At 67.9% G+C, this 23,117-nt stretch carries 20 protein-coding genes; 16 read left to right on the plus strand and 4 right to left on the minus strand.

Annotated features, from left to right (window positions below):
* Positions 1-29 precede the first annotated feature (29 nt).
* Complete coding sequence (locus tag WDLP6_RS14015; RefSeq protein WP_162592815.1) at positions 30-1,367, plus strand: purine-cytosine permease family protein; 1,338 nt, start codon at positions 30-32, stop codon at positions 1,365-1,367.
* Here WDLP6_RS14015 and thiD read toward each other — a convergent pair.
* A complete protein-coding gene (gene thiD, locus WDLP6_RS14020; protein WP_162592816.1) occupies positions 1,312-2,157 on the minus strand; it encodes a bifunctional hydroxymethylpyrimidine kinase/phosphomethylpyrimidine kinase in 846 nt (281 codons plus the stop codon). The two genes, WDLP6_RS14015 and thiD, sit on opposite strands and share 56 nt — an antisense overlap.
* On the opposite strand from thiD, the gene WDLP6_RS14025 reads away from it, so the two are divergent.
* The 10 genes from WDLP6_RS14025 to WDLP6_RS14070 all read left to right on the plus strand — a co-directional run bounded on the left by WDLP6_RS14025 (position 2,158) and on the right by WDLP6_RS14070 (position 11,861).
* Positions 2,158-3,288 (plus strand): FAD-dependent oxidoreductase, encoded by a 1,131-nt coding sequence (locus WDLP6_RS14025; RefSeq protein WP_162592817.1) that lies wholly within the window; start codon positions 2,158-2,160, stop codon positions 3,286-3,288.
* Entirely contained in the window at positions 3,285-3,482 is a 198-nt protein-coding gene (gene thiS, locus WDLP6_RS14030; RefSeq protein ID WP_162567791.1) for a sulfur carrier protein ThiS, read from the plus strand. The genes WDLP6_RS14025 and thiS overlap by 4 nt, the downstream gene beginning before the upstream one ends.
* A 13-nt stretch (positions 3,483-3,495) precedes the next feature.
* A complete protein-coding gene (locus WDLP6_RS14035; protein ID WP_162567792.1) occupies positions 3,496-4,320 on the plus strand; it encodes a thiazole synthase in 825 nt (274 codons plus the stop codon).
* Between the two features lie 16 nt (positions 4,321-4,336).
* Positions 4,337-5,269: a thiamine phosphate synthase gene (locus WDLP6_RS14040; protein WP_162592818.1), complete on the plus strand. Its 933-nt coding sequence runs from the start codon at positions 4,337-4,339 to the stop codon at positions 5,267-5,269.
* A 9-nt stretch (positions 5,270-5,278) separates the two neighbouring features.
* Positions 5,279-7,267 carry an acyltransferase family protein gene (locus WDLP6_RS14045; RefSeq protein WP_162592819.1) on the plus strand — a complete coding sequence of 663 codons (1,989 nt, stop codon included), beginning with the start codon at positions 5,279-5,281 and terminating at the stop codon, positions 7,265-7,267.
* A gap of 138 nt (positions 7,268-7,405) precedes the next feature.
* Positions 7,406-8,569 carry an amino acid ABC transporter substrate-binding protein gene (locus WDLP6_RS14050; RefSeq protein ID WP_197910162.1) on the plus strand — a complete coding sequence of 388 codons (1,164 nt, stop codon included), beginning with the start codon at positions 7,406-7,408 and terminating at the stop codon, positions 8,567-8,569.
* A gap of 25 nt (positions 8,570-8,594) precedes the next feature.
* Positions 8,595-9,458 (plus strand): branched-chain amino acid ABC transporter permease, encoded by an 864-nt coding sequence (locus WDLP6_RS14055; RefSeq protein ID WP_162592821.1) that lies wholly within the window; start codon positions 8,595-8,597, stop codon positions 9,456-9,458.
* The gene (locus WDLP6_RS14060; protein ID WP_162592822.1) at positions 9,455-10,402 is read left to right on the plus strand and encodes a branched-chain amino acid ABC transporter permease; all 948 of its coding nucleotides are present in this window, start codon (positions 9,455-9,457) and stop codon (positions 10,400-10,402) included. The genes WDLP6_RS14055 and WDLP6_RS14060 overlap by 4 nt, the downstream gene beginning before the upstream one ends.
* Complete coding sequence (locus tag WDLP6_RS14065) at positions 10,399-11,133, plus strand: ABC transporter ATP-binding protein (protein WP_162592823.1); 735 nt, start codon at positions 10,399-10,401, stop codon at positions 11,131-11,133. Before WDLP6_RS14060 ends, WDLP6_RS14065 begins: the two co-directional genes overlap by 4 nt.
* Positions 11,130-11,861 carry an ABC transporter ATP-binding protein gene (locus WDLP6_RS14070; protein WP_162592824.1) on the plus strand — a complete coding sequence of 244 codons (732 nt, stop codon included), beginning with the start codon at positions 11,130-11,132 and terminating at the stop codon, positions 11,859-11,861. Before WDLP6_RS14065 ends, WDLP6_RS14070 begins: the two co-directional genes overlap by 4 nt.
* Positions 11,862-11,895: 34 nt before the next feature.
* Here the strand turns inward: WDLP6_RS14070 and WDLP6_RS14075 are convergent, their stop codons facing one another.
* From WDLP6_RS14075 to WDLP6_RS14085, 3 genes are read right to left on the minus strand one after another with little or no spacing between them, the layout of a single operon-like run.
* Positions 11,896-14,961 (minus strand): efflux RND transporter permease subunit, encoded by a 3,066-nt coding sequence (locus tag WDLP6_RS14075; protein ID WP_162592825.1) that lies wholly within the window; start codon positions 14,959-14,961, stop codon positions 11,896-11,898.
* Positions 14,962-14,974: 13 nt separating this feature from the next.
* On the minus strand, positions 14,975-16,165 hold the full coding sequence (locus tag WDLP6_RS14080) for an efflux RND transporter periplasmic adaptor subunit (RefSeq protein WP_162592826.1): 1,191 nt from the start codon (positions 16,163-16,165) through the stop codon (positions 14,975-14,977).
* Positions 16,166-16,193: 28 nt separating this feature from the next.
* A complete protein-coding gene (locus WDLP6_RS14085) occupies positions 16,194-17,717 on the minus strand; it encodes an efflux transporter outer membrane subunit (RefSeq protein WP_162592827.1) in 1,524 nt (507 codons plus the stop codon).
* A gap of 234 nt (positions 17,718-17,951) precedes the next feature.
* Between WDLP6_RS14085 and WDLP6_RS14090 the strand changes: the two genes are divergently transcribed.
* From WDLP6_RS14090 to WDLP6_RS14110, 5 genes are all read left to right on the plus strand, one after another.
* A complete protein-coding gene (locus WDLP6_RS14090) occupies positions 17,952-18,440 on the plus strand; it encodes a MarR family winged helix-turn-helix transcriptional regulator (RefSeq protein WP_162592828.1) in 489 nt (162 codons plus the stop codon).
* A gap of 172 nt (positions 18,441-18,612) precedes the next feature.
* On the plus strand, positions 18,613-19,596 hold the full coding sequence (locus WDLP6_RS14095; RefSeq protein WP_162592829.1) for a tripartite tricarboxylate transporter substrate binding protein: 984 nt from the start codon (positions 18,613-18,615) through the stop codon (positions 19,594-19,596).
* On the plus strand, positions 19,593-21,260 hold the full coding sequence (locus WDLP6_RS14100; RefSeq protein WP_162592830.1) for an AMP-binding protein: 1,668 nt from the start codon (positions 19,593-19,595) through the stop codon (positions 21,258-21,260). Before WDLP6_RS14095 ends, WDLP6_RS14100 begins: the two co-directional genes overlap by 4 nt.
* A gap of 19 nt (positions 21,261-21,279) precedes the next feature.
* Complete coding sequence (locus WDLP6_RS14105) at positions 21,280-22,071, plus strand: citryl-CoA lyase (protein ID WP_162592831.1); 792 nt, start codon at positions 21,280-21,282, stop codon at positions 22,069-22,071.
* A 2-nt stretch (positions 22,072-22,073) separates the two neighbouring features.
* Complete coding sequence (locus WDLP6_RS14110; RefSeq protein WP_162592832.1) at positions 22,074-22,898, plus strand: TauD/TfdA dioxygenase family protein; 825 nt, start codon at positions 22,074-22,076, stop codon at positions 22,896-22,898.
* Positions 22,899-23,117 lie beyond the last annotated feature (219 nt).

Here is a 23,117-nt window from a genome sequence, read left to right on the forward strand (position 1 = left end):
CTGCCAACTCTTTGCAATGGAGCAAACGGATGGCACACACACCCGACCCGACACCCGCCGGCGCGAACGAAGCGCTGACGCCGCTCGGCGAAACGAGCCGCGTCTTCCGCTGGCACGACCACATGGCGCTGTGGTTCAGCCTCGGCGTCGGCCTGCTCGTGATGCAGATCGGCGCCTACCTGGTGCCGGCGGTCGGCACGCGCGATGCGATGCTCGCGATCGTGCTGGGCTCGTGCATCGGTGCGGGCCTCCTGGCCTGGACGGCGCGCATCGGCTGCGAGAGCGGCCTCGCGAGCGCCGGCCTGATGCATGCGACCTACGGCAGCGCCTTCGCGCGCCTGCCGGTGGTGCTGAACATCGTGCAGCTGATCGGCTGGACCACCTTCGAGATCGTGATCATGCGTGAGGGCACGCAAGCCATCGGCAAGCAGGCCTTCGGCTGGCTGTCGCTCGGCGGCACGCTCGGGACGCTGCTCACCACGCTGCTGTGGGGCGCGGTGCTGCTGGCGCTCCTGGCCGGCTCGATGGTGAAGCTGGTGCGCCGTTTCGTGAGCCGCTTCGGTCTGCCGCTGGTGGTGCTGTCGCTGCTGTGGCTGAGCTGGCAGTTCGCGGCCCGGCTGCATGCCAAGGGTCTCGATGCGTTCTGGTCGCGGCCCGGCGACGGCAGCATGGGCATGTTCAGCGCGCTCGATCTGGTGATCGCGATGCCGGTGTCCTGGCTGCCGCTGGTGGCCGACTATGCGCGGCACGGCCAGCGCGGCACGGGCGGGCTCGGCGGCGCGTTCGGCGGCACCTGGGTCGGTTACGTGGTGGCCAATATCTGGTGTTATGCGCTCGGCGTGATGGTGGTCAGCGTGGCCGAGCCCGGCACCGATCTCGTGGCGGCATTGCTGCTGGCGCAGGGCGGCCTGATGGCGCTGGGCCTGATCCTGGTCGACGAACTCGACAACGCCTATGGCGATGTCTATTCGGGCTCGGTGTCGGCGCACAGCCTGCAGCCGCGCTGGAGCGTGCGGCGCTGGGGACTGGTGCTGGCGGTGGCCTGCATCGCCTTCGCGCTGGTGCTGCCGATGCATTCGCTCGAACCCTTCCTGCTGCTGCTGAGCTCGGTGTTCGTGCCGCTCTATGGCGTGATCCTCGGACGGCTCGGCATGGGCAGCGCCGTCGTGTCGACGGGTACGCGGCGTGTCGATGTCACGGCCGCCGCGATCTGGATCGTCGGCATCGCGGTGTACCACGCCTCGGCGGCGTGGGCGCCTCAGTGGGGCTCGGCGCTGCCGACGCTCGCGATCACCTTCGTGCTGGCGTGGATCACGCGCCCGACGCCGGCAGGCGGACCGTCGGCACTGGCGCAAAGCCGTGGTTGAGCGGACCGTGGCCGGCACCGGTCTTCACGTCCGCGCCGGCCGCCATGGCCGCGACCACGTAGCCTCGCGCGCGTTCGACCGCCTCGGGCAAGGCATGGCCGAGCGCCAGGTGCGCCGCGATGGCCGAGGACAGCGTGCATCCGGTGCCATGCAGGTTGCGGCTCACGATGCGTTCGGACGCGAAGCGGAAGCGCTCGCCATCGACCTGCGCCAGCAGATCGACCACGTCGTTGCCCGGCAGATGGCCACCCTTGAGCAGCACCGCGTGCGCGCCGAGCGCCAGCAATTCGCTGGCCGCATCGTCGAGCGCATCGACGCCGTCGATGCCATGACCGATCAGCAGCGCCGCCTCGTCCAGGTTGGGCGTGACGACCGCCGCGCGCGGGAACAGCTCGCGCACCAGCACCTGCACCGTCTCGGCGGCGATCAGCCGGTCGCCGCTGGTGGCGACCATCACCGGGTCGAGCACGACGTTGGGCAGCTGGTAGTGGTCGATGGCCCAGGCCACCACCTCGACGATCTCGGGCGCGTGCAGCATGCCGAGCTTGACGGCATCGACGCCGATGTCCTCGACCACCGCCTGGATCTGCGCCTTGAGAAAAGCCGGCGGCACGCCGTGGATGCCCGTCACGCCGAGCGTGTTCTGTGCGGTGAGCGCGGTGATCGCCGTCATGCCGTAGCAGCCGAGCGCCGCGAAGGTCTTCAGGTCGGCCTGGATGCCGGCGCCGCCGCCGCTGTCGGAGCCGGCGATCGAGAGCACGCGGGCGTAGCGTGAAAATGCAGAAGTCATATGGATAGCGTACACCCCGGGGCCACGCCCACCCTCCCCTTCGACTCGGCCGCGATCCTCGGCGCGGGCCTGATGGGCCGGCTGCTCGCAGTCACGCTCGCACAGGCCGGTTGCACGATCGATCTGTTCGAGGCTGGCGGTCCCGATGCCGAAGGCGCGGCCGCCCGCGTGGCCGCCGCGATGCTGGCGCCGCTGGCCGAATCCGCCATCGCGCCGCCCTCGGTCGTGCGCATGGGACACCACGCACTGCAACGCTGGCCGACGCTGCTCGCACCCTTGGCCGCGCCGGTGTTTTTCCAGCGCGAAGGCACGCTGGTGCTGTGGCATCGGCAGGACGCCGCCGAGGCCGCGCGCCTCGCGCGCTTGCTCGCGCACACGACCGAGATCGTGCCCGAGCTGCCCGCCATGCAGACGCTCGACGCGGCCGGCATCGCCGCGCTGGAGCCGTCGATCGGCCGGCGCTTCGCGCAAGGGCTGCTGCTGCCGGACGAAGGCCAGCTCGACAACCGCGGCCTGCTCGCGGCCCTGCTCGCAACGCTGCAGGCCTCGCCGCGCGTGCGCCTGCATTGGCACTCGCCACGCGCCATCGCCGACTTCGAGCCCGGTGCCGCAGGCCAGCCCGAGCGCGTGATCGATTGCCGCGGCCTCGGCGCGCGCCCGCAATGGAGCGCGGTGCGCGGCGTGCGCGGCGAGGTCATCCGCGTGCACGCACCCGAGGTCGGCCTCGTGCGGCCGACGCGCCTCGTGCATCCGCGCTATCCGCTCTACATCGCGCCCAAACCCGACAAGGTGTTCGTGATCGGCGCCACCGAGATCGAGTCGGAGGACATGTCGCCGGCCAGCGTGCGCTCGACGCTCGAACTGCTGAGCGCGGCCTATGCGGTGCACAGCGGTTTCGCCGAGGCGCGCATTCTCGAGATCGCGACCCAATGCCGGCCCACGCTGCCGGACAACCTGCCGGCCTTCCGCCAGCCGCGCCCCGGCGTGCTGCAGATCAACGGCCTGTACCGGCACGGCTTCATGATCGCGCCGGCGATGCTCGATGTCGCGATGGAGCTGCTGGCCACCGGCCATTCGCAGCTGGCGAGCAGTTTCGATCTGCCATCCGAACTCGCGACCGCTTCACCATGAACGTCCTGATCAACGACACGCCCCACACGCTGCCGCCCGGCGCGATGCTGGCCGACGCGCTGGCCCTCATCGAGGCCAAGCCGCCCTTCGCGGCCGCGGTGAATCGCCAGTTCGTGCCGCGCTCGAACTACGCCGCGCATGCCCTGCAACCCGATGACCGCATCGAAGTGATCCGCCCCGTCACGGGCGGCTGAGAGAAGAAGCGCCATGACCTCCACCCACACCACCGCCAACGACCCGCTCGTCCTCTACGGCCACAGCTTCCAGAGCCGCCTGCTGCTCGGCACCGCGCGCTATCCCTCGCCCGACGTGCTCGAAGCCGCGGTGCGCCGCGCAAAACCCGCGATGCTGACCGCATCCCTGCGCCGGCAGATGGCCACGCCCGGCGCGGCCGGCGGCGACAACGGCTTCTGGGATCTGCTGCGCCGGCTCGACGTGCCGGTGCTGCCCAACACCGCCGGCTGCCACAGCGTGCAGGAAGTGATCGCCACCGCGCAGATGGCGCGCGAGCTGTTCGACACGCCATGGATCAAGCTCGAACTGATCGGCGACGACTACACGCTGCAGCCCGACACGCTGAACCTGGTCGATGCGGCCTCGCAGCTGATCCGCGACGGCTTCCAGGTGCTGCCCTATTGCACCGAGGATCTCGTGCTCTGCCAGCGATTGGTCGATGTCGGCTGCCAGGCCGTGATGCCCTGGGCCGCGCCGATCGGCACCGGCCGCGGTCCGGTCAATCCCTATGCATTGCAGGTGCTGCGCGAACGGCTCGATGTGCCGCTGCTGGTCGATGCCGGCCTCGGCCTGCCCTCGCATGCGTGCCAGGTGATGGAGTGGGGCTATGACGGCGTGCTGCTCAACAGCGCGGTCGCGCTGGCGCAGGATCCCGTCGCGATGGCGGGCGCCTTCGCCGATGCGGTGCAGGCCGGCCGCGATGCGCACCGCGCGGGCGCCATGGCCGCACAGGAGTCGGCGCAGCCGAGCACGCCGGTGCTGGGCACGCCGTTCTGGCATCACGCCGCATCGCAATGAGCCACGAGCCACGAACATGACCAACGACCCTCAAGCTCTCGCGCAGGCCATCGTGGCCGCGCACGCATCGCGCTTCGGCGAGACCGCGCCCGCATCCACATCCGCCGAACTTGTGTTTTCGTCGGAAGACACTGTCTATCGCGGCGCGAAGCAAGGGTGCGCACGGCTCGGCTTCATCGAAGTCGATGCCGAGTGCCTCGCGCAAGCCTGGCATGCACAGACGCAGCGCACCGGCCACTTCGACGCTCACGCATGGCCCGAATCACCGGTCGACTTCGGCCTGCGCGCCTTCCCGCCCGCGTCACGCGACGATGCCTTCCCGCCCTGCCCGCCAAGGCTCGGCCTCTATGCCGTGCTGCCCGATGCGGCATGGGTCGGCCGCATGGCGCGCGCGGGCGTGCCCACCGTGCAATTGCGATTCAAGTCGGGCGATGCGCAAGCCGTGTCGCGCGAGGTGCGTGCCGCCGTCGACGCCGTGCGCGGCACCGACGCGCTGCTCTTCATCAACGACCACTGGCGCGCCGCCATCGAGGCTGGCGCCTATGGCCTGCACCTCGGGCAGGAAGACCTCGACGCGCTGGCGCCCGGCGATTTGCAAGCGCTTCGTGCCTCGGGCCTGCGCCTGGGCCTCAGCACGCACGGTTATGCGGAGATGGTGCGCGCCGATGCGGTCAGCCCGAGCTACATCGCGATGGGCGCGGTCTATCCGACCACGCTCAAGCAGATGGCAACCGCGCCGCAGGGCGTGGCGCGACTCGCGGCCTATGCACGGCTGCTGCGCGGCTATCCGCAAGTGGGCATCGGCGGCATCGACGCCGCGCGCCTGCCCGAAGTGCTGGCCACCGGCGTCGGCTCGGTCGCCGTGGTGCGCGCGCTGGTCGCCGACCCGGACCCCGAAGCCGCCGCGGCGCGCCTGATCGCCGCCGTCGAGGCCGGCACGCTCGCGTAGCCGCAAAGGATGGCGCCCCTTCCCCACCTGGTCCATCCCAAGTACCGCGCCGACATCGACGGCCTGCGCGCGATCGCCGTGCTGTCGGTGGTCGGCGTGCATGCCTTTCCGGACTGGCTGCGCGGCGGCTTCATCGGCGTCGACATCTTCTTCGTCATCTCCGGCTTCCTGATCAGCACGATCATCATCGGCAGCCTGGAAGGCGAAGGCTTCAGCTACCGCGCGTTCTATGCGCGGCGCATCAAGCGGATCTTCCCGGCGCTGGTGCTGGTGCTGGCGGCGAGCCTGGCCTTCGGCTGGTTCGTGCTGCTGGCGGACGAATGGGAACAGCTCGGCAAGCACGTGGCAGCGGGCGCGGCCTTCGTCTCCAACTTCGCGTTCTGGAGCGAGGCCGGCTACTTCGACAACGCGGCCGAGACCAAGCCGCTCCTGCACCTGTGGTCGCTCGCGGTCGAAGAGCAGTTCTACATCCTGTGGCCGCTGCTGCTGGGCCTGGCCTGGCGGCGCAAGTGGAATCCACCGGCGGTGATCCTCGCGGTGGCGGCACTGTCCTTCGGCATCAACGTCCTCACCATCCACAGCCATCCGACCGCGGCCTTCTACCTGCCGGCCTCGCGCTTCTGGGAGCTGATGGTCGGCGGCATGCTCGCGTACATCGTGCTGCACCGGCCGCAGTGGCTGTCGCGCGGCCGCGGGCTGCAATCGATCCTGGGCCTGTTGCTCATCGCATCGGGGCTGGTGCTGATCCGCAGCGGCAGCGCATTCCCCGGCTGGTGGGCGCTGCTGCCGACGCTGGGCGCGTTCTTCTGCATCGCGGCCGGTCCATCGGCATGGCTGAATCGCAGCCTGCTCTCCTCGCGCGTGCTGGTGGGGTTCGGCCTGATCAGCTATCCGCTCTATCTGTGGCATTGGCCGCTGCTGGTGTATGCGCGCATCCTCGAGGACGGCACGCCCAATCGCAGGGTCCGCTTGCTGGCGGTGCTGGCGAGCATCGCGCTGGCGTGGCTGAGCTATCGCTTCGTCGAACGCGCCGCGCGCCGCAGCGCGCGCGCGGCCGTGCTGCGGGTGCTGGTGATCGCGATGGTCGTCATCGCGGCGCTCGGCGCGCTGGCTGCCACGCAGCGGCTCGCGGCGCGGCATGGCGATCCGTACATCGGCCAGGTGATGGCTGCCGTCAAGGACTGGACCTACCCCGAAGGCCTCGCGCCGGCCGAGGTCGATGGCGAGAAGGTCTACCGCATCGGCCACGGCGCGCGCACGGTGCTGCTGTTCGGCGACAGCCACCTGGAACAGTACGGACCGCGGGCCGTCGAGCTCGCTCGCACGGCGCCCGACGCACTGGCCACCACCTACTTCGCGACCTGGGGCGGCTGCGCGCCGATGCCCGGCGTGTTCGAGGACAAGAACGTCGACTGCGACAAGCGGCGCAGCGCGATGATCCGCTTGGCGCTCGACAGCCGCGTCGACGCGGTCGTGATCGGCGCCTGCTGGAACTGCTACTTCGTCAAGCAGACGCTGCCCAGTGCCACGCTGGCCGACAACGAGGGCTACTACTTCTTCGACGGCCGGAAGCGCCACGGCTTTCGCAATGGCGGCGACGGTGCCGAGCTGGCCTTCGCCTCGCTCGAATCGCTGCTGAAGGAACTCGCGACACGCAAGACCGTGTACCTGATGCTCGACAACCCGATCGGCGACGAGTTCGATCCGAAGCGGCTCCTGCTCGGCGGCAGCCGGCTGGGGCGCATGGACGTCACCCGTTCGACGCCGACGACACCCTGGCCGCCGGCGCAGAAGCAGCTCTACCTGCGCCTGCGCCAACTCGCGCAAAAGACCGGCGCGATCGTCATCGATCCCGTGCCGGCGCTGTGCAAGGACGACCAGTGCATCCGGACCACGCCCGACGGCACGCCGATCTACAAGGACGGCGACCACCTGCGCTCGGACTACACGCGGCGCTTCGGGACCGAGATCGATGTCGCGCTGAAGAATTCCAGATAAGCGGGGAACCTATTGCGCGCTGGCCGACCCGTAACAAGGGTGAAGCACATCAGGTTGCAAAACAACCAATAAGCCAGGAGACATCCACCCATGCGCATCCATCGTTCGCCCCTCTTTCCTGCACTTCTGACGGTCGCCATGACCACCCTGCCCGCAGCCGCGGCGTTCGCACAGGACGTGGTGCTCGGCGCATCGGTCCAGCTCACCGGGCCGGTCGCCAACACCGGCCGCTACTACCGCGACGCCTACCAGCTCGCGATCGACAAGATCAATGCGGCCGGCGGCGTGAAGATCGGCGGCACGGCGCACAAGCTGGCGCTCAAGCTCTACGACAACCAGTCCGACGTGAACCTGAGCGTGCGCCAATACACGCAGCTGGTCTCGCAGGACAAGGTCAACCTGCTGCTCGGGCCCTTCGCGAGCAACTTCGCACTCGCCGATTCGGCCGTGTCGGAAAAATACAAGGTGCCGATGGTGCAAGGCGGCGGCGCATCGGACCAGATCTTCTCGCGCAAGTTCAAGTACATCTTCGGCACGCTGGCACCGGCCAGCAACTATTTCGGCAGCACGATCGACATGCTCAAGTCGCTCAAGCCGGTGCCCAGGAGCGTGGCACTGCTGTATGCCGATGATGCCTTCGACGTCTCGGTCGCCGGGGGCACGCGGCCGATGCTCAAGAAGGCCGGCTTCGACACCGTGATGGACGAGCGCTACAGCACCAACGCGACCGACTTCAATTCGCTGCTCTCGCAGGTCAAGAGCAAGAACGTGGACGTCGTGCTGGTGGCCGGCCACGAGACCGAGATCCTGAACTTCGTGCGCCAGGCCAAGAGCCTCGCGGTCGCGCCGAAGCTCTATTCGTTCACCGTCGGCGTGCCGAGCGAGGACTTCCGCAAGGCGCTTGGCAAGGACGCCGACTACGCCTTCGGCATGACCGCCTGGCTGCCCAGCACGACGCTCAAGGACCGCTGGTTCGGCGACGCGCAGAAGTTCGCCGACGAATACAAGGCCAAGTTCGGCTACGACCCCGACTACCACGCGGCCTCGGGCGCCGCGGACGTCGAGGCCATCGTGCAGGCGATCGAAACCGCCGGCAGCATCGATCCGGCGAAGGTGCGCGACGCGCTGGCCAAGAGCAAGTTCGACAGCCTCTACGGCCCGATCGCCTTCAGCCCCGAGGGCCAGATCGACCTGCCTCAGGTCGTGATCCAGGTACAGGGCGACAAGCTGGTCGAGATCTACGGCGCCAAGGGCGGCGTCAACGCACCCAAGTACCCGATGCCGGCCTGGAACGCGCGCTGAGCGGCCGCGTTCCGGACAGCAGGTCATGGATCTCTTCGCGCAGATCGTCGTCAACGGCATTCTGCAAGGCGGCCTCTATGCGGTGATGGCGCTCGGGCTGGCGCTGGTGTGGGGCGTGCTCAACATCGTCAACCTGGCGCACGGCGCCTTCATCATGCTGGGCGGGTACCTGTCGTGGTATCTCTACACCGACGCCCACATCGATCCCTTCGTGGGGCTGCCGATCACCGCGGTCGCGATGTTCTGCCTGGGCTATCTGATGCAGCGCAGCGTGCTCAACCTGGTGGTGCGCGCGCCGATGTTCAACACGCTGTTGATCACCTTCGGCCTCGAGGTCGTGCTGACCTACCTCGCGCAGCTCGCCTTCTCGGCCGACTTCCGCACCATCAATCCGCCCTATGCGGGCAACAGCGTCGCGTGGTTCGGCATCGTGCTGCCGGTGGTGCGGCTGATCGCCTTCGCGATCGCGATCGTGCTGACCGTCGGCATGTGGCTGTTCCTGCTGCACACGCGCCTCGGCCGCGCGATCCGCGCGACGGCGCAGAACCTGGTCGCGGCGCGGCTCTACGGCGTCGAGCCGCGGCATCTCTACGCGGTGACCTTCGGCCTCGGCATCGCGCTGGCCGGCGCGGCCGGCGGCCTCTATGGCACGGTGTCGCAGGTCAATCCCTACATCGGCGCATCCCTGACCGCCAAATCCTTCGCGATCGCGATCATCGGCGGGCTCGACAATCCGCTCGGCGTGATCGTCGGCGGCCTCTTCCTCGGCCTCATCGAGGCGCTCGCCACGCTCTACATCGGACCGACCTTCGCCGATGTCGCGAGCTTCGGCGTGCTGCTGCTGGTGCTGGTCGTCAGGCCGAGCGGCCTCCTGGGGAAGACGGCATGAAGACGTTGCGCATCGCGCTCATCCTCGCCGCGTTGGTCGCGCTGGCGGGCGTGCCCTGGTACGGCTCCGACGTGGTGATCCAGTTCGGCATCAGCACGCTGCTCTTGGCTGTGCTGGCGCAGGGCTGGAACATCATCGGCGGCTATACCGGCTATGCGTCCTTCGGCAACTCGGTCTTCTACGGGCTGGGCAGCTACGGCGTCGCCATCGCGATGGTGCAGTGGAACCTGTCTTTCGGCGTCGGGCTGGCCTTCGGCGCGCTGCTGGCGGTGGTGTTCGCGTTCGCGCTCGGACTGCCGGTGCTGCGGCTCAAGGGCCACTACTTCGCGATCGCGACGCTGGCGCTGGCGCAGGTGATGACGGCGATCGTCTCCAACATCCCGCTCGCCGGCCAGAACGTCGGGCTGGTGCTGCCGCCGCTCAACAACGACGCCCTCTTCTACGAATCCGCGCTGGCCCTGCTGGTGGCGGCGACGCTGACCATCTTCTGGATCACGCGCAGCCGCTTCGGCTTCGGCCTGATCGCGATCCGCGAGAACGAGGAAGGTGCCGCGGTGATGGGCGTCAACACGACCCTCTACAAGGTGCTCGCCTTCGCGCTCTCGGGCCTGTTCAGCGCGCTGGCCGGCGGCATCCATGCCTACTGGATCACCTTCCTCGATCCGGCGAGCGCCTTCGACATCACGCTCAACGTGCAGATGATCATCATGGCCGTCTTCGGCGGACCGGGCACCGTGTTCGGACCGATCGTCGGCGCCTTCTCGCTGTCTGCCATCTCGGAGATCCTGTCGAGCAAGGTGACCAGCATCGCGGGCCTCTTCTTCGGCGTGGTCATCGTCGCGGCGGTGGTGCTGATGCCGCGCGGCCTGGCCGACATGCTGCGGCGCGCCAAGGTCAGCGGCTGGCGCTATTTCATCGAGAACATCAGGGCCCATCGGTTATGACCGCGCAACTCGAAGTCCGCCGCACGACGCGGCGCTTTGCGGGGCTGGTGGCCGTCAACGACGTCAGCTTCTCGCTGCAGCCGGGCGAGATCCTCGGCCTGATCGGCCCGAACGGCGCCGGCAAGACCACGCTCATCAGCCTGATCAGCGGCACGCTGGACATGGGCGACGGCGAGATCCTGTTCCAGGGCGAACGCATCGACGCCATGCCGGCCTTCCGCCGCGCGCGCCTGGGCATCGGCCGCACCTTCCAGATCATGCGGCCGTTCCCGGGCCTGTCGGTGCTCGACAACGTGGCCGTCGGCGCGCTGTTCGGACGCGGCGGCGGACAGTCCAGGCTGGCGCTGGCGCGCGAACAGGCGCGTGCCTGCCTCGACTTCGTCGGTATGGGAAAGGCCGTGGACCAGCGCGCCGAGGAACTCGGCGGCCCCGGCCGCAAGCGCCTCGAACTGGCGAAGGCGCTGGCCATGCAGCCCAAGGTGCTGCTGTGCGACGAGGTGATGGCAGGGCTCAACAATGTCGAGATCGACGAGGTGATCGACATCATCCGCAAGGTGCGCGCGCAGGGGATCAGCGTGCTCGTGATCGAGCATGTGATCCGCGCGATCAAGACCCTGTCCGACCGCCTGCTGGTGCTGCACCATGGCGAGAAGATCGCCGACGGCGCGCCCGACGATGTGCTGGCCGATCCTGCGGTGGTGCAGGCCTATCTCGGGAAGAAGCGCACATGAACGCCATTGCCACAGCCGCGCCGCTGCTGCAGGTCAAGGGCCTGAGCGCGGGCTATGGCGAGATGCTCGCGCTGCACGAGGTCGACCTCGAAATCCACGCGGCCGAGATCGTTGCCCTGGTCGGCAGCAACGGCGCCGGCAAGACGACGCTGCTGCGCGCCCTGTCGCGCGTGCTGCCCGCGGCCGGCGGCAGCATCGTGCTCAAGGGCGAGGAGCTGACCGGATTGACGCCCGACCAGGCCTTCGCGCATGGCCTGGTGCAGGTGCCCGAGGGCCGGCAGCTGTTCGACCGCATGACGGTGCAGGACAACCTGCTGATGGGCGCCTACCTGCGTCGCGACAAGGCAGCCGTCACACGCGATCTCGACCGGATGTACGCGCTCTTTCCGCGCCTTTCGGAACGCCGCCGCCAATTGGCGGGCAGCATGTCGGGCGGCGAGCAGCAGATGTGCGCGATGGCGCGCGCACTGATGGCCGCACCGATGCTGATGATGGTCGACGAGATGAGCCTCGGCCTTGCGCCGGTCGTCGTGCAGCAGCTGATGGAGGTGCTGGCATCGATCCGCGCCGAGGGCGTGACGGTGCTGCTGGTGGAGCAGGACATCCATCTCGCGCTGTCGGGCGCCGACCGCGGCTACGTGCTCGAGACCGGGCGCATCGTGCGCAGCGGGCCGGCCAGGGAATTGATCGACGACCCGGCGGTGCGCAACGCCTACCTGGGCCTTTGACCCGGATCTCACCCGGGCCGGCGCGCCCTCTTCTTCAGGCCTCGGCCAACGCTTGCGGCGCGGGGCCGGCAGCGGCCTCGTTGTCGTGCTGGTGCTGGGCCGCCAGCGCCAGGTACATCGCGGGCACCACGAACAGCGTGAACAGCGTGCCGATCGACAGGCCGCTGAAAATCACGATGCCCATCGCCTGCCGCCCGGCCGCGCCGGCACCCGAGGCGATGACCAGCGGCAGCACGCCGAACACCATCGCCGCCGTGGTCATCAGGATCGGGCGCAGCCGCGTGCCGGCGGCTTCGATCACCGCATCGAGCTTGCTCTTGCCGGTGCGCTGCAGCCGGTTGGCGACCTCCACGATCAGGATCCCGTGCTTGCTGATCAGCCCCATCAGCGTGACCAGCCCGACCTCGGTGTAGATGTTCATCGACGCGAAGCCGAGGAAGATGAAGATCATCGCGCCGAACAGCGCCAGCGGCACCGACACCAGGATCACGATCGGATCGCGGAAGCTCTCGAACTGCGCGGCCAGCGCCAGGAAGACGATGATCAGCGCGAACGCGAAGGTCACGGCGAAGTTGCCCGACTCCTGCTGGAACTGGCGCGACTGGCCCGAGTAGTCGACCGTGTAGCCGGTCGGCGCGATCTGCTTCACCAGGCCCCGCAGGTACTCCAGCGTCTCGCCCTGCGCACCGCTGGGCACGCCCGAGATGGTCACCGAGTTGAGCTGCTGGAAGTGGTTCACCGACTCCGGCTGCACCGTGTATTGCAGGCTCGCGACCGTGCTGGCCGGCACCACGCCGTTCGGCGTCTTGATGTAGAAGTTCAGCGTGTCGGAGGGGTTGAGCCGGTCGACCTGCAGCACCTGCGGGATCACCTTGTACGAGCGGCCCGCGATCGAGAAGTAGTTGACGAAGCCGCCGCCCAGCGCAGCGCCGAGCGCATTGCCCACGTCCTGCTGCGTGATGCCGAGCGAGGCGGTCTTGTCGCGGTCGACGACCACGGTGGCCTGCGGCTTGTCGAGTTTCAGGTCGGCATCGATGTAGTAGAACTTCTTGTCGGCGCGCGCGCGGTCCATCACCTGTTGCGCGATGGTGTTGAGGTTCTCGAAGGGCTCGGTGGTGTTGATCACGAACTGCACCGGCAGCCCGGAGGCGCCCGGCAGCGCCGGGAACTGGAAGGCCGCCACGCGCGCGCCGGCGATGCCATTCCAGCGCTGCTGCAGTTCGGACTGGATGTCGTGCGCGCTGCGCGAGCGCTGGTCCCAGGGCTTGAGCAGCACGCCGGCGATGCCGGTGTTGGTGCTGGGCACGCCGGTCAGCTGGAACATCTGCGCGTACTCGGGAATGGCCTTCGCGATCTTGAAGATCTGGTCGGCGTAGGTCTGCATCTGATCGATGGTCGCGGTCGGCGGGCCCTGGATCTGCGACAGCACGATGCCCTGGTCTTCTTCCGGCGCAAGCTCGAACTTCGACATCTTGAACATCAGGCCGAGGCACAGGATGAGGATCACGCCCATCACGATCAGCACCGGCCAGGTCCGCAGCAGGCTGCGCAACACGGACTGGTAGCCGTGGTGCACGCGCTCGAAGGTGCGCTCGATCGCCATCGCGAACTTGCCGCTGTCCTGCTCGGGCTTGAAGAAGCGCGAGCACATCATCGGCGACAGCGTCAGCGCGATCACACCTGACACCGCCACTGCGCCGGCCAGCGTGAAGGCGAACTCGGTGAACAGCGCACCCGTGAGGCCGCCCTGGAAGCCGATCGGCACGTACACCGCGACCAGCACCACCGTCATCGCCAGGATCGGCCCGCTGAGTTCGCGTGCCGCGATGAAGGCCGCCTCCATCGCCGACTTTCCCTCCCGCATGTGGCGGTCGACGTTCTCGACCACGATGATGGCGTCGTCCACCACCAGGCCGATGGCCAGCACCAGCGCGAGCAGCGTCAACAGGTTGATCGAGTAGCCCAGCATCAGCATGACGAAGAAGGTGCCGATGAGCGACAGCGGCATCGCGATCACCGGCACCAGCACCGCCCGGAAACTGCCGAGGAACAGGAAGATCACCACCGTCACGATCAAGAGCGCCTCGACCAGCGTCTTCACGACCTCGGTGATCGAGGTGTTGATGAAGTCGGTCGAGTCGTAGACGATCTCGCCGGTCAGGCCGCTGGGCAGCTGGCTCTGCACGTCGGGGAACACCTTGCGCACGCGCTCGGCCACGTCGAGGATGTTGGCCTCGGGCGCGACCTTGATGCCGACGAACACCGAACGCACGCCGTTGAAGGCGACGTTGAAGTCGTAGTTCTCGGAGCCCAGCGTGACCGTGGCCACGTCCTGCAGTCGCACGATCGCGCTGCCGCTGCTCTTGATGGCGAGCTGCTTGAACTCGTCGACCGAGTGCAGCGAGGTGCCCGCGGTCAGCGGCACGGTGACGGCTTGCCCCTTGCTCGAGCCGACCGCTGCCAGGAAGTTGTTGGCCGCGAGTGCGGCGCTCACGTCGGCCGCGGTCACGCCGTAGGCCGCCATGCGCGAGGCATCGAGCCAGGCGCGCAGCGCGAAGGTGCGGGCGCCGAGGATTTCCGCCGTCTGCACGCCATCGATGGCATTGAGCTTGGGCTGCACCACGCGCACCAGGTAGTCGGTGACGTTGTTGTTGGCCAGCGTGTCGCTGTAGAAGCCGATGTACATGGCATCGGTGGTCTGGCCGGTCTGCACCGTCAGCACCGGCTGCTGGGCCTGCGGCGGCAGCTGGTTCTTGACCGAGGCGACCTGCGTGTTGATCTCGGTCAGCGCGCGGTTGGCGTCATAGTTCAGGCGCAGCGTCGCGGTGATGGTCGACACGCCGCTGATGCTCGACGACGACAGGTAGTCGATGCCCTGCGCCTGCGAGACCGCGGCCTCGAGCGGCTGCGTGATGAAGCCGGCCACGGTCGCGGCGTCGGCGCCGTAGTAGGCGGTGGTGATGGTGACCACCGCGTTCTGCGTGCGCGGGTACTGGTTGATCGGCAGGCCGAACAGCGCACGCAGCCCGAGCACGACGATCAGCAGGCTGACCACCGTCGCCAGCACCGGCCGGCGGATGAAGATGTCGGTGAAGTTCATGCGATGGCCTTCTTCACTTTTCCTGCGGCGTCGGGTTCGGGCTGTTGGCGGGCTGCACGCTGTTGTCGATGACCACCGGCGTGTCGTTCTTCAGCTTGATCTGGCCGCTGGTCACGATCCGCTGACCGGCCTCCAGGCCCTTGGTGATCGCGACCTGATCGCCGCGGGTCGGCCCGGCTTCGACGAAAACCTGGTGCACGACCAGTTGGTCGCCGCCGGCACCGGCCGGTGCGCTTGCCGCACCGGCTGCACTGGGCGCACTCGCTGCGCTCGCCGGCTGGCCCGGCCTGGCGGCTCCGGCCTTGCTGACGATGAACGCGGTGGAGCCGTAGGGGTTGTAGGTGATGGCGGTCTGCGGCACCGTGAGCCACTGCTGCGTGTCGCCGACGTCGATCTTCACGTTCGCGAACATGCCCGCCAACAGCTCGCGCTTGGGATTGGCGAGCGTGGCTTCGACCTGCACGTTGCGCGTGGCCGGATCGACCTTCGGATTGATCGCGTTGATCTTGCCGCTGTAGGTCTGGCCGGGGAAGGTGTCGACGCTGACGTTGACGACCTGCCCGACCGCGAGTCCGGCCAGTTGCTGCTGGGGCAGCGAGAAGTCGACGTAGATCGGGTCCAGCGTCTGCAGGGTGACCAGCTTGTCGCCGGCGTTCACGTACTGTCCCGGGTTCAGCGTGGTGATGCCGAGCCGGCCGGCGAAGGGCGCGCGGATGGCCTTCTTGTCGACCGTGGCCGCCTGCTGGGCGACCTGTGCGCGCTTGGCCTTCAGGTCATTGAGGTCGGCATCGATCTGCGCCTGGCTGACGGCCTGCACCGCAAGCTGCGCCTGGTCGCGCTTGAGCACGATGGCGGCCTGCGCAGCGGCGGCTTCCAGCGCATGCAGCTGCGCGATGTCGGAATCGGCATTGAGCTGGACCAGCAGCGCGCCGGCCTGGATGTCCTGTCCCGACTTGAAGTGCACGCTGCGCACCAGGCCCGCGACTTCGGTGCTGAGGTCGGCGCCGCGCACCGGGGTGAGCGTGCCGACGGCGGCCAGCTGCGGACGCCATTGCTGACTCTTCACCTCGATGACCGTCACGGTCTGCGCGCTCGGCTTGGGGGCCGACGCGATAAGCTGCCTGATCTGCAGGAACTTGCCGAATGCCAGCACGGCAATCAGCAGCAACACGCAGCCGATCATGATGATCATGCGCTTCGTCATGAGGGGGTTCTCCTGGGGGTCGGGGTCGTCAATTCTTGGGGGCGGCCGAGGCGTCGGCGAGTTCGCTGCGGTTCCACCAGCCGCCGCCCAGCGCCTGGAACAGCGCGGCCGTGTCGGCGTAGCGCGCGGCCTGCGCCTGCACCAGTGCCGTGTGGGTCTGCAGGTAGGCCTGCTGCGCGGTCAACAGCTGCACATAGCTCACCGCGCCGGCGCGGAATTGCTGCGTCGTCAGGTCGAGCGACTGCTTCGCGATGGCTTCGGCGTCGGACTGCGACTTGAGCGTGGCGGCATCGAACTCGAGCGCGCGCAGCGCATCGGCGACGTTCTGGAATGCCGTCAGCACGGTGCCCTGGTATTGCGCCGCGGCGGAATCGAAGGCGGCGATCGCGGCGCGGCGCTGCGCATTGAGCGCGCCGCCGTGGAAGATGGGCTGCGTCAGGCCACCGGCCAGGCTCCAGAAGTCCCAGCCGCTGCCGAACAGGTTGCGTGCCCGGGTCGCCGTGCTGCCGTAGCTCGCGGTGAGCTGGAGCTGTGGATAGAGGTTGGCGGTGGCCACGCCGATCTGCGCGCTGGCCTCGTGCAGCAGCGCCTCGCTGGCGCGCACGTCCGGCCGCTGGCGTGCCAGCTCGGAGGGCAGCGAGAGCGGCAGCGTGGCCGGCAGGTTCAGGCTGGCGAGATCGAACTCGGGCAGCCCGGCCTCGCTGGGCAGGCGTCCTGCATAGACGGCGAGCTGATGGCGGGTCTGCGCGAGGCTCTTTTCGATCGCCGGCAGCGTTGCCAGGGTCTGCGCGACCTGCGTGCGCTGCGCCAGCACGATCGACTTGGGCGTCGCGCCGGTGGCGAACTGCTTTTCGATCACATCCAGTTGCTGCTGTTGCGCAGCCAACACCTCGCGCGTGGCCTGCAATTGGGCGCGCAGCGACGCGTCCTTGATCGCCGTCGTGACCAGGTTGCCGGTGAGCGTGAGATACACCGCCTCGACCTGGTAGCGCTGCGCATCCACCGCGGCCTGCGCGCCTTCCAGTTGGCGGCGCACGCCGCCGAACACATCGACGGTGTACGAGACATTGACCGAGGCGTTGTACAGCGTCAGCAGCTGGCCGCCCGCCACCTGGGTCTGGATGGCGGAGGCGCGTTCGCGCTCGACGCCGAGCTGTGCATCGACGGACGGCAGACTCAGCTTGCCCGATTGCGCGTTGTAGTTTTCCTGTGCCTGGCGCAGCGCGGCCTGGGCCGATGCGAGGGTCGGGCTGTGCGCGAGTGCGCTGCGGATCAGCTGGTCCAGCGGCTCGGAGTGAAACACCGTCCACCATTGCGCCGGGATGTCCATGCCTTTGGCCCATTCCTGCGCCGGGCCTGCGCTGCCGGGCGCTTCGGCCGTCCTGGCCGGCAGCGGGCCGGGGGTGTAGTCAGGCCCCTGGGCCGCCGGTGGAAGCTCGGGCGTCTTGAAATCGGGCCCGACCGCGCAGCCGGCCAGGGCCAGCGCCGCAGCCAATGCGGTGACTCTTTGCGAATGCCGCCACCTTGCGGGCGCCGTGTTTGCGTTGCTCATGACCTTCTCCGTATGGGAGCGATGGCGCGACTGTGCTGCCCTGTGCGCCCCGTGGCGAGCGCAATGCGACGAAATGCATCCAGCGAACGCAAGATGCCGCCGGGACCGATGGCTGGCTGATGCGGGGCACTGATTGCCTTCACCGGAACATCGCATTGACTTGATAAAGCGGCAATCGGCCCCTTCGGGGCAGCGATATTCTGCCCAGAATATACTGCGCAACTGCGCATTATCATGACAAGCTCAAAGGGTTCTCCCGACAGCGTGGCGGACGTTCGGCGCGGAGTTTTCCGCCTGGCACGCCGCTTGCGCGCCGAACTCGCGGCAGACGCCCTGAGCGCCAACAAGATCGGCATGATGAGCTATCTGCAGCGACATGGGCCCAAGACGCTCAGCGAGCTTGCTGCCGCGGAATGCCAGCAGCCTCAGTCGCTGACGCGCGCACTGGCGGAACTGCGCGAGGCCGGCATGATCGTGCGCAAGCGAAGCCAGGACGATCGACGCCGCTTCTTCATCTCGATCACCGAGGCCGGGCGCGCGACGCTCGACCAGGACATGGTCCGATGCGACAGCTGGCTGTCCGCGGCCCTCAAGCAATTGAACGAGACCGAGCGCAAGGTGCTCGGCATGGCGAGCCCGCTGATGGAGCGACTCGCGGACAGTGCCCCGGCCGATCATGTCGTGCCGCCGCATGCGGCAAAAGGCCGGCGCGGTCGCGATTGAGGCACTCGCCGGTCTCTCCGCGCCAGCCGCCGCTCGGCGGGATGTTCGAGATACCGAACATCCCGTACGGACAAACCCGCAGCCGCACGCAAATGGCGCAATTGTTCGAAATCGCGAACATTATTTCGCATGAGCGAATAAATTATCCGGCACTCCACACGAGGACCTGTGCATGAAATCCCCACTCCGGCGCTCGATCACGCTGGCGGCCCTGTCCGCCGGCGCATTGGCGGCGCTGCCCATCGCCCACGCGCAGACCGATTGGCCTGCGCGGCCCGTCACCTTTCTCGAACCCTACGGCCCGGGCACGACGCTCGACGCCATTACCCGCGTCCTCGCCGAACGGCTCGGCACGCAATGGAAGGTGCCGGTGATTGTCGATCACAAGCCAGGTGCCAACGGCGTCATCGGCACCGACTACGTGGCCCGCGCGGCAGCGGACGGCTACACGGTCCTGTTCACCGGACCCGGCCACTACACCAACGAGGTGCTGATGGGCAAGGTGCCCTACGACGTGGGCCGCGACTTCAAGCCGGTCGCCCGCCTGGCCAGCGTGATGCTGGTGCTGGTCGTGCCGACCAACTCGCCCTTTCATTCGGTGAAGGAACTGGTCGACCATGCGAAGAAGAACCCGGGCAAGCTCACCTACTCGAGCGGCGGCAGCGGCAGTTCGCAGCATCTCGCCGCGGCCTCGTTCCAGCAGGTGGCGGGCATTGAGCTGATGCACGTGCCCTACAAGACGCAGAGCGCCGCGGTCATCGACATCATCAGCGGCGAGGTCAACTTCGGCTTCGCCGCGCTCACCACGGCCGCGGCGCAGCTCAAGGGCGGCAAGCTGCGGGCACTGGCGGTCACCGGCCCGCGCCGCTCGCAGGCGCTGCCCGATCTGCCGACCGTGGCCGAACTCGGCTATCCGGGCTGGGAGTACTTCTCCTTCAACGCCGTCTTCGTGCCGACGGCAACGCCCGACGAGGTCGTGCGCAGGATTTCCGACGGGCTGTCCGCGCAGATGCGCTCGCCGGCCATGGCCGACCTGGCACGTGCGCAGGGCTTCGAGAACGACTTCGCGGACGTCAGGGCATGGAGCGCCGCGCAGGCCAGCGAGCGCAAGAAATGGCAGGACCTGATCCGTGTCAGCGGGGCGAAGCTGGAATGACGGCCTTTCCCGACCGGCTCGACTTTGATGCGCGCACCGCCGACCTCCACCAGGTCCTCGCGGCCAAAGCGCGGACATGGGGCGACAAGACCTTCATGACCTGGCTGCCCACGGGCGCCGCCACCAGCTATGCGCAGATCGACGAAAGGACCTCTCGCATCGGCGGCGGCCTGGCGGCGCATGGCATCGCGGCCCGCAGCCACGTCGCGGTGCTCATGGAGAACTGCCCCGAGCAACTCCTCGCCATCTGGGGCCCCTGCCGCTCGGGCTACGTGACCGTGCCGGTGAATGCTGCGGCCAAGGGACAACTGCTCGCCTACTTCCTGAACCACTCGGACAGCGCTGCGCTGATCGTCGAGGAGCGGCTGCTGCAGCGCTTCATCGACATCTGCGAGACCGTGCCCGGCGTGAAGCAGGTGTTCGTGGTGCGCGTGGAGCGGCCGGACAGCGATGCCCCTGTCCCCGCCTGGACACCCGGCAGCACGCTCGCGTCCGGCGCCGCCGTGCATGACTTCGCGCACTTGCTGGCCGCCGAGCCCGAGGTGGCGCAGCCGCCGCGCTTCAGCGACCTCGCGATGCTGATGTTCACCTCCGGCACGACCGGGCCCTCGAAGGCCATCATGTTCAGCCACGCCCAGCTCATCTACTGGGGGACCGACGTCGCCTTCCATCACGAGTACACGCCGCAGGACATCGCCTATGTGTTCCTGCCGCTGTTCCATGGCAATGCGCTGCTGGGCAGCACCATGGGCTCGCTCATGGCCGGCTCGGCGATCGCATTGGCGCCGCGCTTTTCGGTCAGCAGGTTCTGGCAGCACATCCGCGAGAGCGGCGCGACCGTCTTCAACGGTGTCGGTGCGGTGACCAACTTCCTGTGGAAGCATCCGCCCTCGCCGCAGGACCGCAGCCACACGGTGCGGCGCTGCCATCTGGCGCCCGTGCCCGGCTTCGCCAAGGGCTTCGAAGAACGCTTCGGCATGCAGATCATGAGCGCCTTCGGCCTCACCGACTACTGCCTGGGATCGGCCTACAACACGCGAAGCCGGCGCGACAAGCTCGGCTCCTGCGGCCTGCCGCGCGCGGGCGTCGAGGTGCGCATCGTCGACGCCGACGACTTCGACGTGCCGCCCGGAACGCCGGGCGAGATCCTCCTGCGCAACAACAATCCGTGGGGCGCCTCGCTCGGCTACTACAGGCAAGCCGAAGCCACCGTCGCGAGCCGGCGCAATCTGTGGTTCCACACCGGCGACCGAGGCTTCCGCGACGAAGACGGCTACGTCTGGTACACCGACCGCATCAAGGACGCGATCCGCCGGCGCGGCGAGAACATCTCGGCCTTCGAGGTGGAAGAAGTGATCCGCACCCATCCCGCCGTCGCCGACGTGGCCGTGTATCCGGTGTGCGCGGAGTCGAGCGAGGACGAGGTCGCCGCCACCATCACGCTGCGCGCCGGCATGGAAGGCGACTTCAGCCACGAGTCCCTGCTCATGCATTGCAACCGCAACCTCGCGTACTTCATGGTGCCGCGCTACATCGAGGTGGCCGAGGACATGCCCGCCACGCTGAGCCAGAAGATCGAGAAGTACAAGCTGCGCCAGAAGGCCGAAGCCAATCTTGGCGCATTCTGGGACCGCGAACGCGCCGGCATCCAGGTGACGCGCTGAACATCCCGAAAGGATCCTCTTGAGAACCAAAGCCAAGCCGAGCACCGCGATCGCGCGCTCGGATGCCCAGAGCATCTTCGTGCGCGAAGTCAACCTCGTGGAAGACATCATCGGCGAGATGAGCTTCACCGAGATGTTCCTGCTGCAGCTGATCGGCACGCGACCGACACCAGCACAGGTGCGCATCCTCGACACCGTGCTGGTCACCCTGATGGAACACGGCATCACGCCGAGCGTCATCGCCACGCGGCTGATCTACCACTCGGCGCCCGATGCGCTGCAGGCGGCGGTCGCGGCCGGCCTGCTCGGCGTGGGCACGACCTTCATCGGCACCATGGAAGGATGCGCCGCGCTGCTGGAAGAAATCCTCGCCGCACCCGAGGGCATGGAAGCCCGCGCGCGCGCCATCGCCGAGCGCCAGCATGCGGCACGCAGGCCGGTGCACGGATTCGGCCATCCGCATCACAAGCCCGACGATCCGCGCTCGCCCAAGATGCTGGCCGTGGCCGAACGCGAAGGCGTGCCCGGGCGCCACATCGCCGCATTGCGCATGCTCTCGGTGCAGGTCGACGCGGTCTACGGCAGGCACCTGACGATCAACGCCACCGGCGCCACCGCGGCCCTGCTGGGCGAGATCGGCATTCCGCAGAAGGTCATGCGCGGCGTGGCCGTGGTGAGCCGCTCCGCCGGCCTGGTCGGCCACATCCTGGAAGAAAGCCGCAACCCGTCGGGCGCGTACATCTGGGAGACGGTGGACGAGTCGATTCCCTATGCGCCCGATGCGTCGACGCAAGACACGAAGAAGGCCTGAGCGTGCAAATCAGAAAAATCGCGGGCGCCCTCGGCGCAGAACTCTCGGGCATCGACCTGCGGCAAGGCATGGACGCCACGCGGGCCGCCGAGGTGCGCCAGGCCCTGCTCGACCACCAGGTGATCTTCATGCGCAACCAGGACCTGACGCCGCAGCAGTTCCTGGATTTCGCCAGGTCCATGGGCGAGCCGATCGAGTACCCGTTCGTGAAGGGCGTGGAAGGTTTTCCCTTCATCATCGAAGTGAAGAAGCTCAAGTGCGAGACATCGAATTTCGGCGGCATCTGGCATTCGGACACAACGTACCTGGACGAGCCGCCGATGGGCTCGATGCTGCTGTCGCGCGAAGTGCCACCCTATGGCGGCGACACGCTGTTCGCCAACCAGTACCTTGCCTACGACACGCTGTCGGCGGAGATGAAGCGCGTCATCGATCCGATGATCGGCATCAGCACATCGAGCAAGGCAGACATCTCGCGCACCCGCGAAGACCGCATCAAGTCGGACGGCAAGACCGAGAACCTGCGCGAATACCGTGCGGAGCATCCGGTCGTGCGCACGCATCCCGAGACGGGCCGCAAGGCGCTGTACGTGAACACCGCGCACACCGCGGGCATCAAGGGCATGACCGACGAAGAAAGCGCGCCGCTGCTGCACTTCCTGTTCGAGCACCAGGTCAGGCCCGAATTCACCTGCCGCTGGGCCTGGGAATCCAACACCATCGCGTTCTGGGACAACCGCTGCGCACAACACAACCCGGTGAACGACTACCACGGGTTCCAGCGGGTGATGCAACGGATCACGCTGAAGGGGACGAAGCCGGTCTGAAGGTTCCGACGCGCAATTCGAGGGGCTACAACTCGTCCTGCGGAATGAACGGCCCCAGCCAGCCTGCAGCAGGTCATGGATATGGGGCCAGTAGCCGACGTAGACCCAGGGCTCGTCGGTCGATGCGAGCGAGTTCGTGAGCAGCGCGACCTGGATGCCCGCGGCCTGCGCCTGCGCCAGGCTCGCCACGGCCGCATCGAAGGGCGCGAAGTACGGCGA

It is taken from the genome of Variovorax sp. PBL-E5 (genome assembly GCF_901827185.1).
GTDB lineage: Bacteria > Pseudomonadota > Gammaproteobacteria > Burkholderiales > Burkholderiaceae_C > Variovorax.

Excerpts from the sequence above, each read along its gene's own strand:
- WDLP6_RS14100 (WP_162592830.1), top strand. The coding sequence starts at position 19,593 with ATGACGGCCTTTCCCGACCGGCTCGACTTTGATGCGCGCACCGCCGAC.
- WDLP6_RS14085 (WP_162592827.1), bottom strand. The coding sequence starts at position 17,717 with ATGAGCAACGCAAACACGGCGCCCGCAAGGTGGCGGCATTCGCAAAGA.
- thiD (WP_162592816.1), bottom strand. The coding sequence starts at position 2,157 with ATGACTTCTGCATTTTCACGCTACGCCCGCGTGCTCTCGATCGCCGGC.
- WDLP6_RS14070 (WP_162592824.1), top strand. The coding sequence starts at position 11,130 with ATGAACGCCATTGCCACAGCCGCGCCGCTGCTGCAGGTCAAGGGCCTG.
- WDLP6_RS14060 (WP_162592822.1), top strand. The coding sequence starts at position 9,455 with ATGAAGACGTTGCGCATCGCGCTCATCCTCGCCGCGTTGGTCGCGCTG.
- WDLP6_RS14035 (WP_162567792.1), top strand. The coding sequence starts at position 3,496 with ATGACCTCCACCCACACCACCGCCAACGACCCGCTCGTCCTCTACGGC.
- WDLP6_RS14025 (WP_162592817.1), top strand. The coding sequence starts at position 2,158 with ATGGATAGCGTACACCCCGGGGCCACGCCCACCCTCCCCTTCGACTCG.
- WDLP6_RS14045 (WP_162592819.1), top strand. The coding sequence starts at position 5,279 with ATGGCGCCCCTTCCCCACCTGGTCCATCCCAAGTACCGCGCCGACATC.
- WDLP6_RS14095 (WP_162592829.1), top strand. The coding sequence starts at position 18,613 with ATGAAATCCCCACTCCGGCGCTCGATCACGCTGGCGGCCCTGTCCGCC.
- WDLP6_RS14080 (WP_162592826.1), bottom strand. The coding sequence starts at position 16,165 with ATGACGAAGCGCATGATCATCATGATCGGCTGCGTGTTGCTGCTGATT.
- WDLP6_RS14015 (WP_162592815.1), top strand. The coding sequence starts at position 30 with ATGGCACACACACCCGACCCGACACCCGCCGGCGCGAACGAAGCGCTG.
- WDLP6_RS14050 (WP_197910162.1), top strand. The coding sequence starts at position 7,406 with ATGACCACCCTGCCCGCAGCCGCGGCGTTCGCACAGGACGTGGTGCTC.
- thiS (WP_162567791.1), top strand. The coding sequence starts at position 3,285 with ATGAACGTCCTGATCAACGACACGCCCCACACGCTGCCGCCCGGCGCG.
- WDLP6_RS14090 (WP_162592828.1), top strand. The coding sequence starts at position 17,952 with ATGACAAGCTCAAAGGGTTCTCCCGACAGCGTGGCGGACGTTCGGCGC.
- WDLP6_RS14055 (WP_162592821.1), top strand. The coding sequence starts at position 8,595 with ATGGATCTCTTCGCGCAGATCGTCGTCAACGGCATTCTGCAAGGCGGC.
- WDLP6_RS14065 (WP_162592823.1), top strand. The coding sequence starts at position 10,399 with ATGACCGCGCAACTCGAAGTCCGCCGCACGACGCGGCGCTTTGCGGGG.
- WDLP6_RS14040 (WP_162592818.1), top strand. The coding sequence starts at position 4,337 with ATGACCAACGACCCTCAAGCTCTCGCGCAGGCCATCGTGGCCGCGCAC.
- WDLP6_RS14075 (WP_162592825.1), bottom strand. The coding sequence starts at position 14,961 with ATGAACTTCACCGACATCTTCATCCGCCGGCCGGTGCTGGCGACGGTG.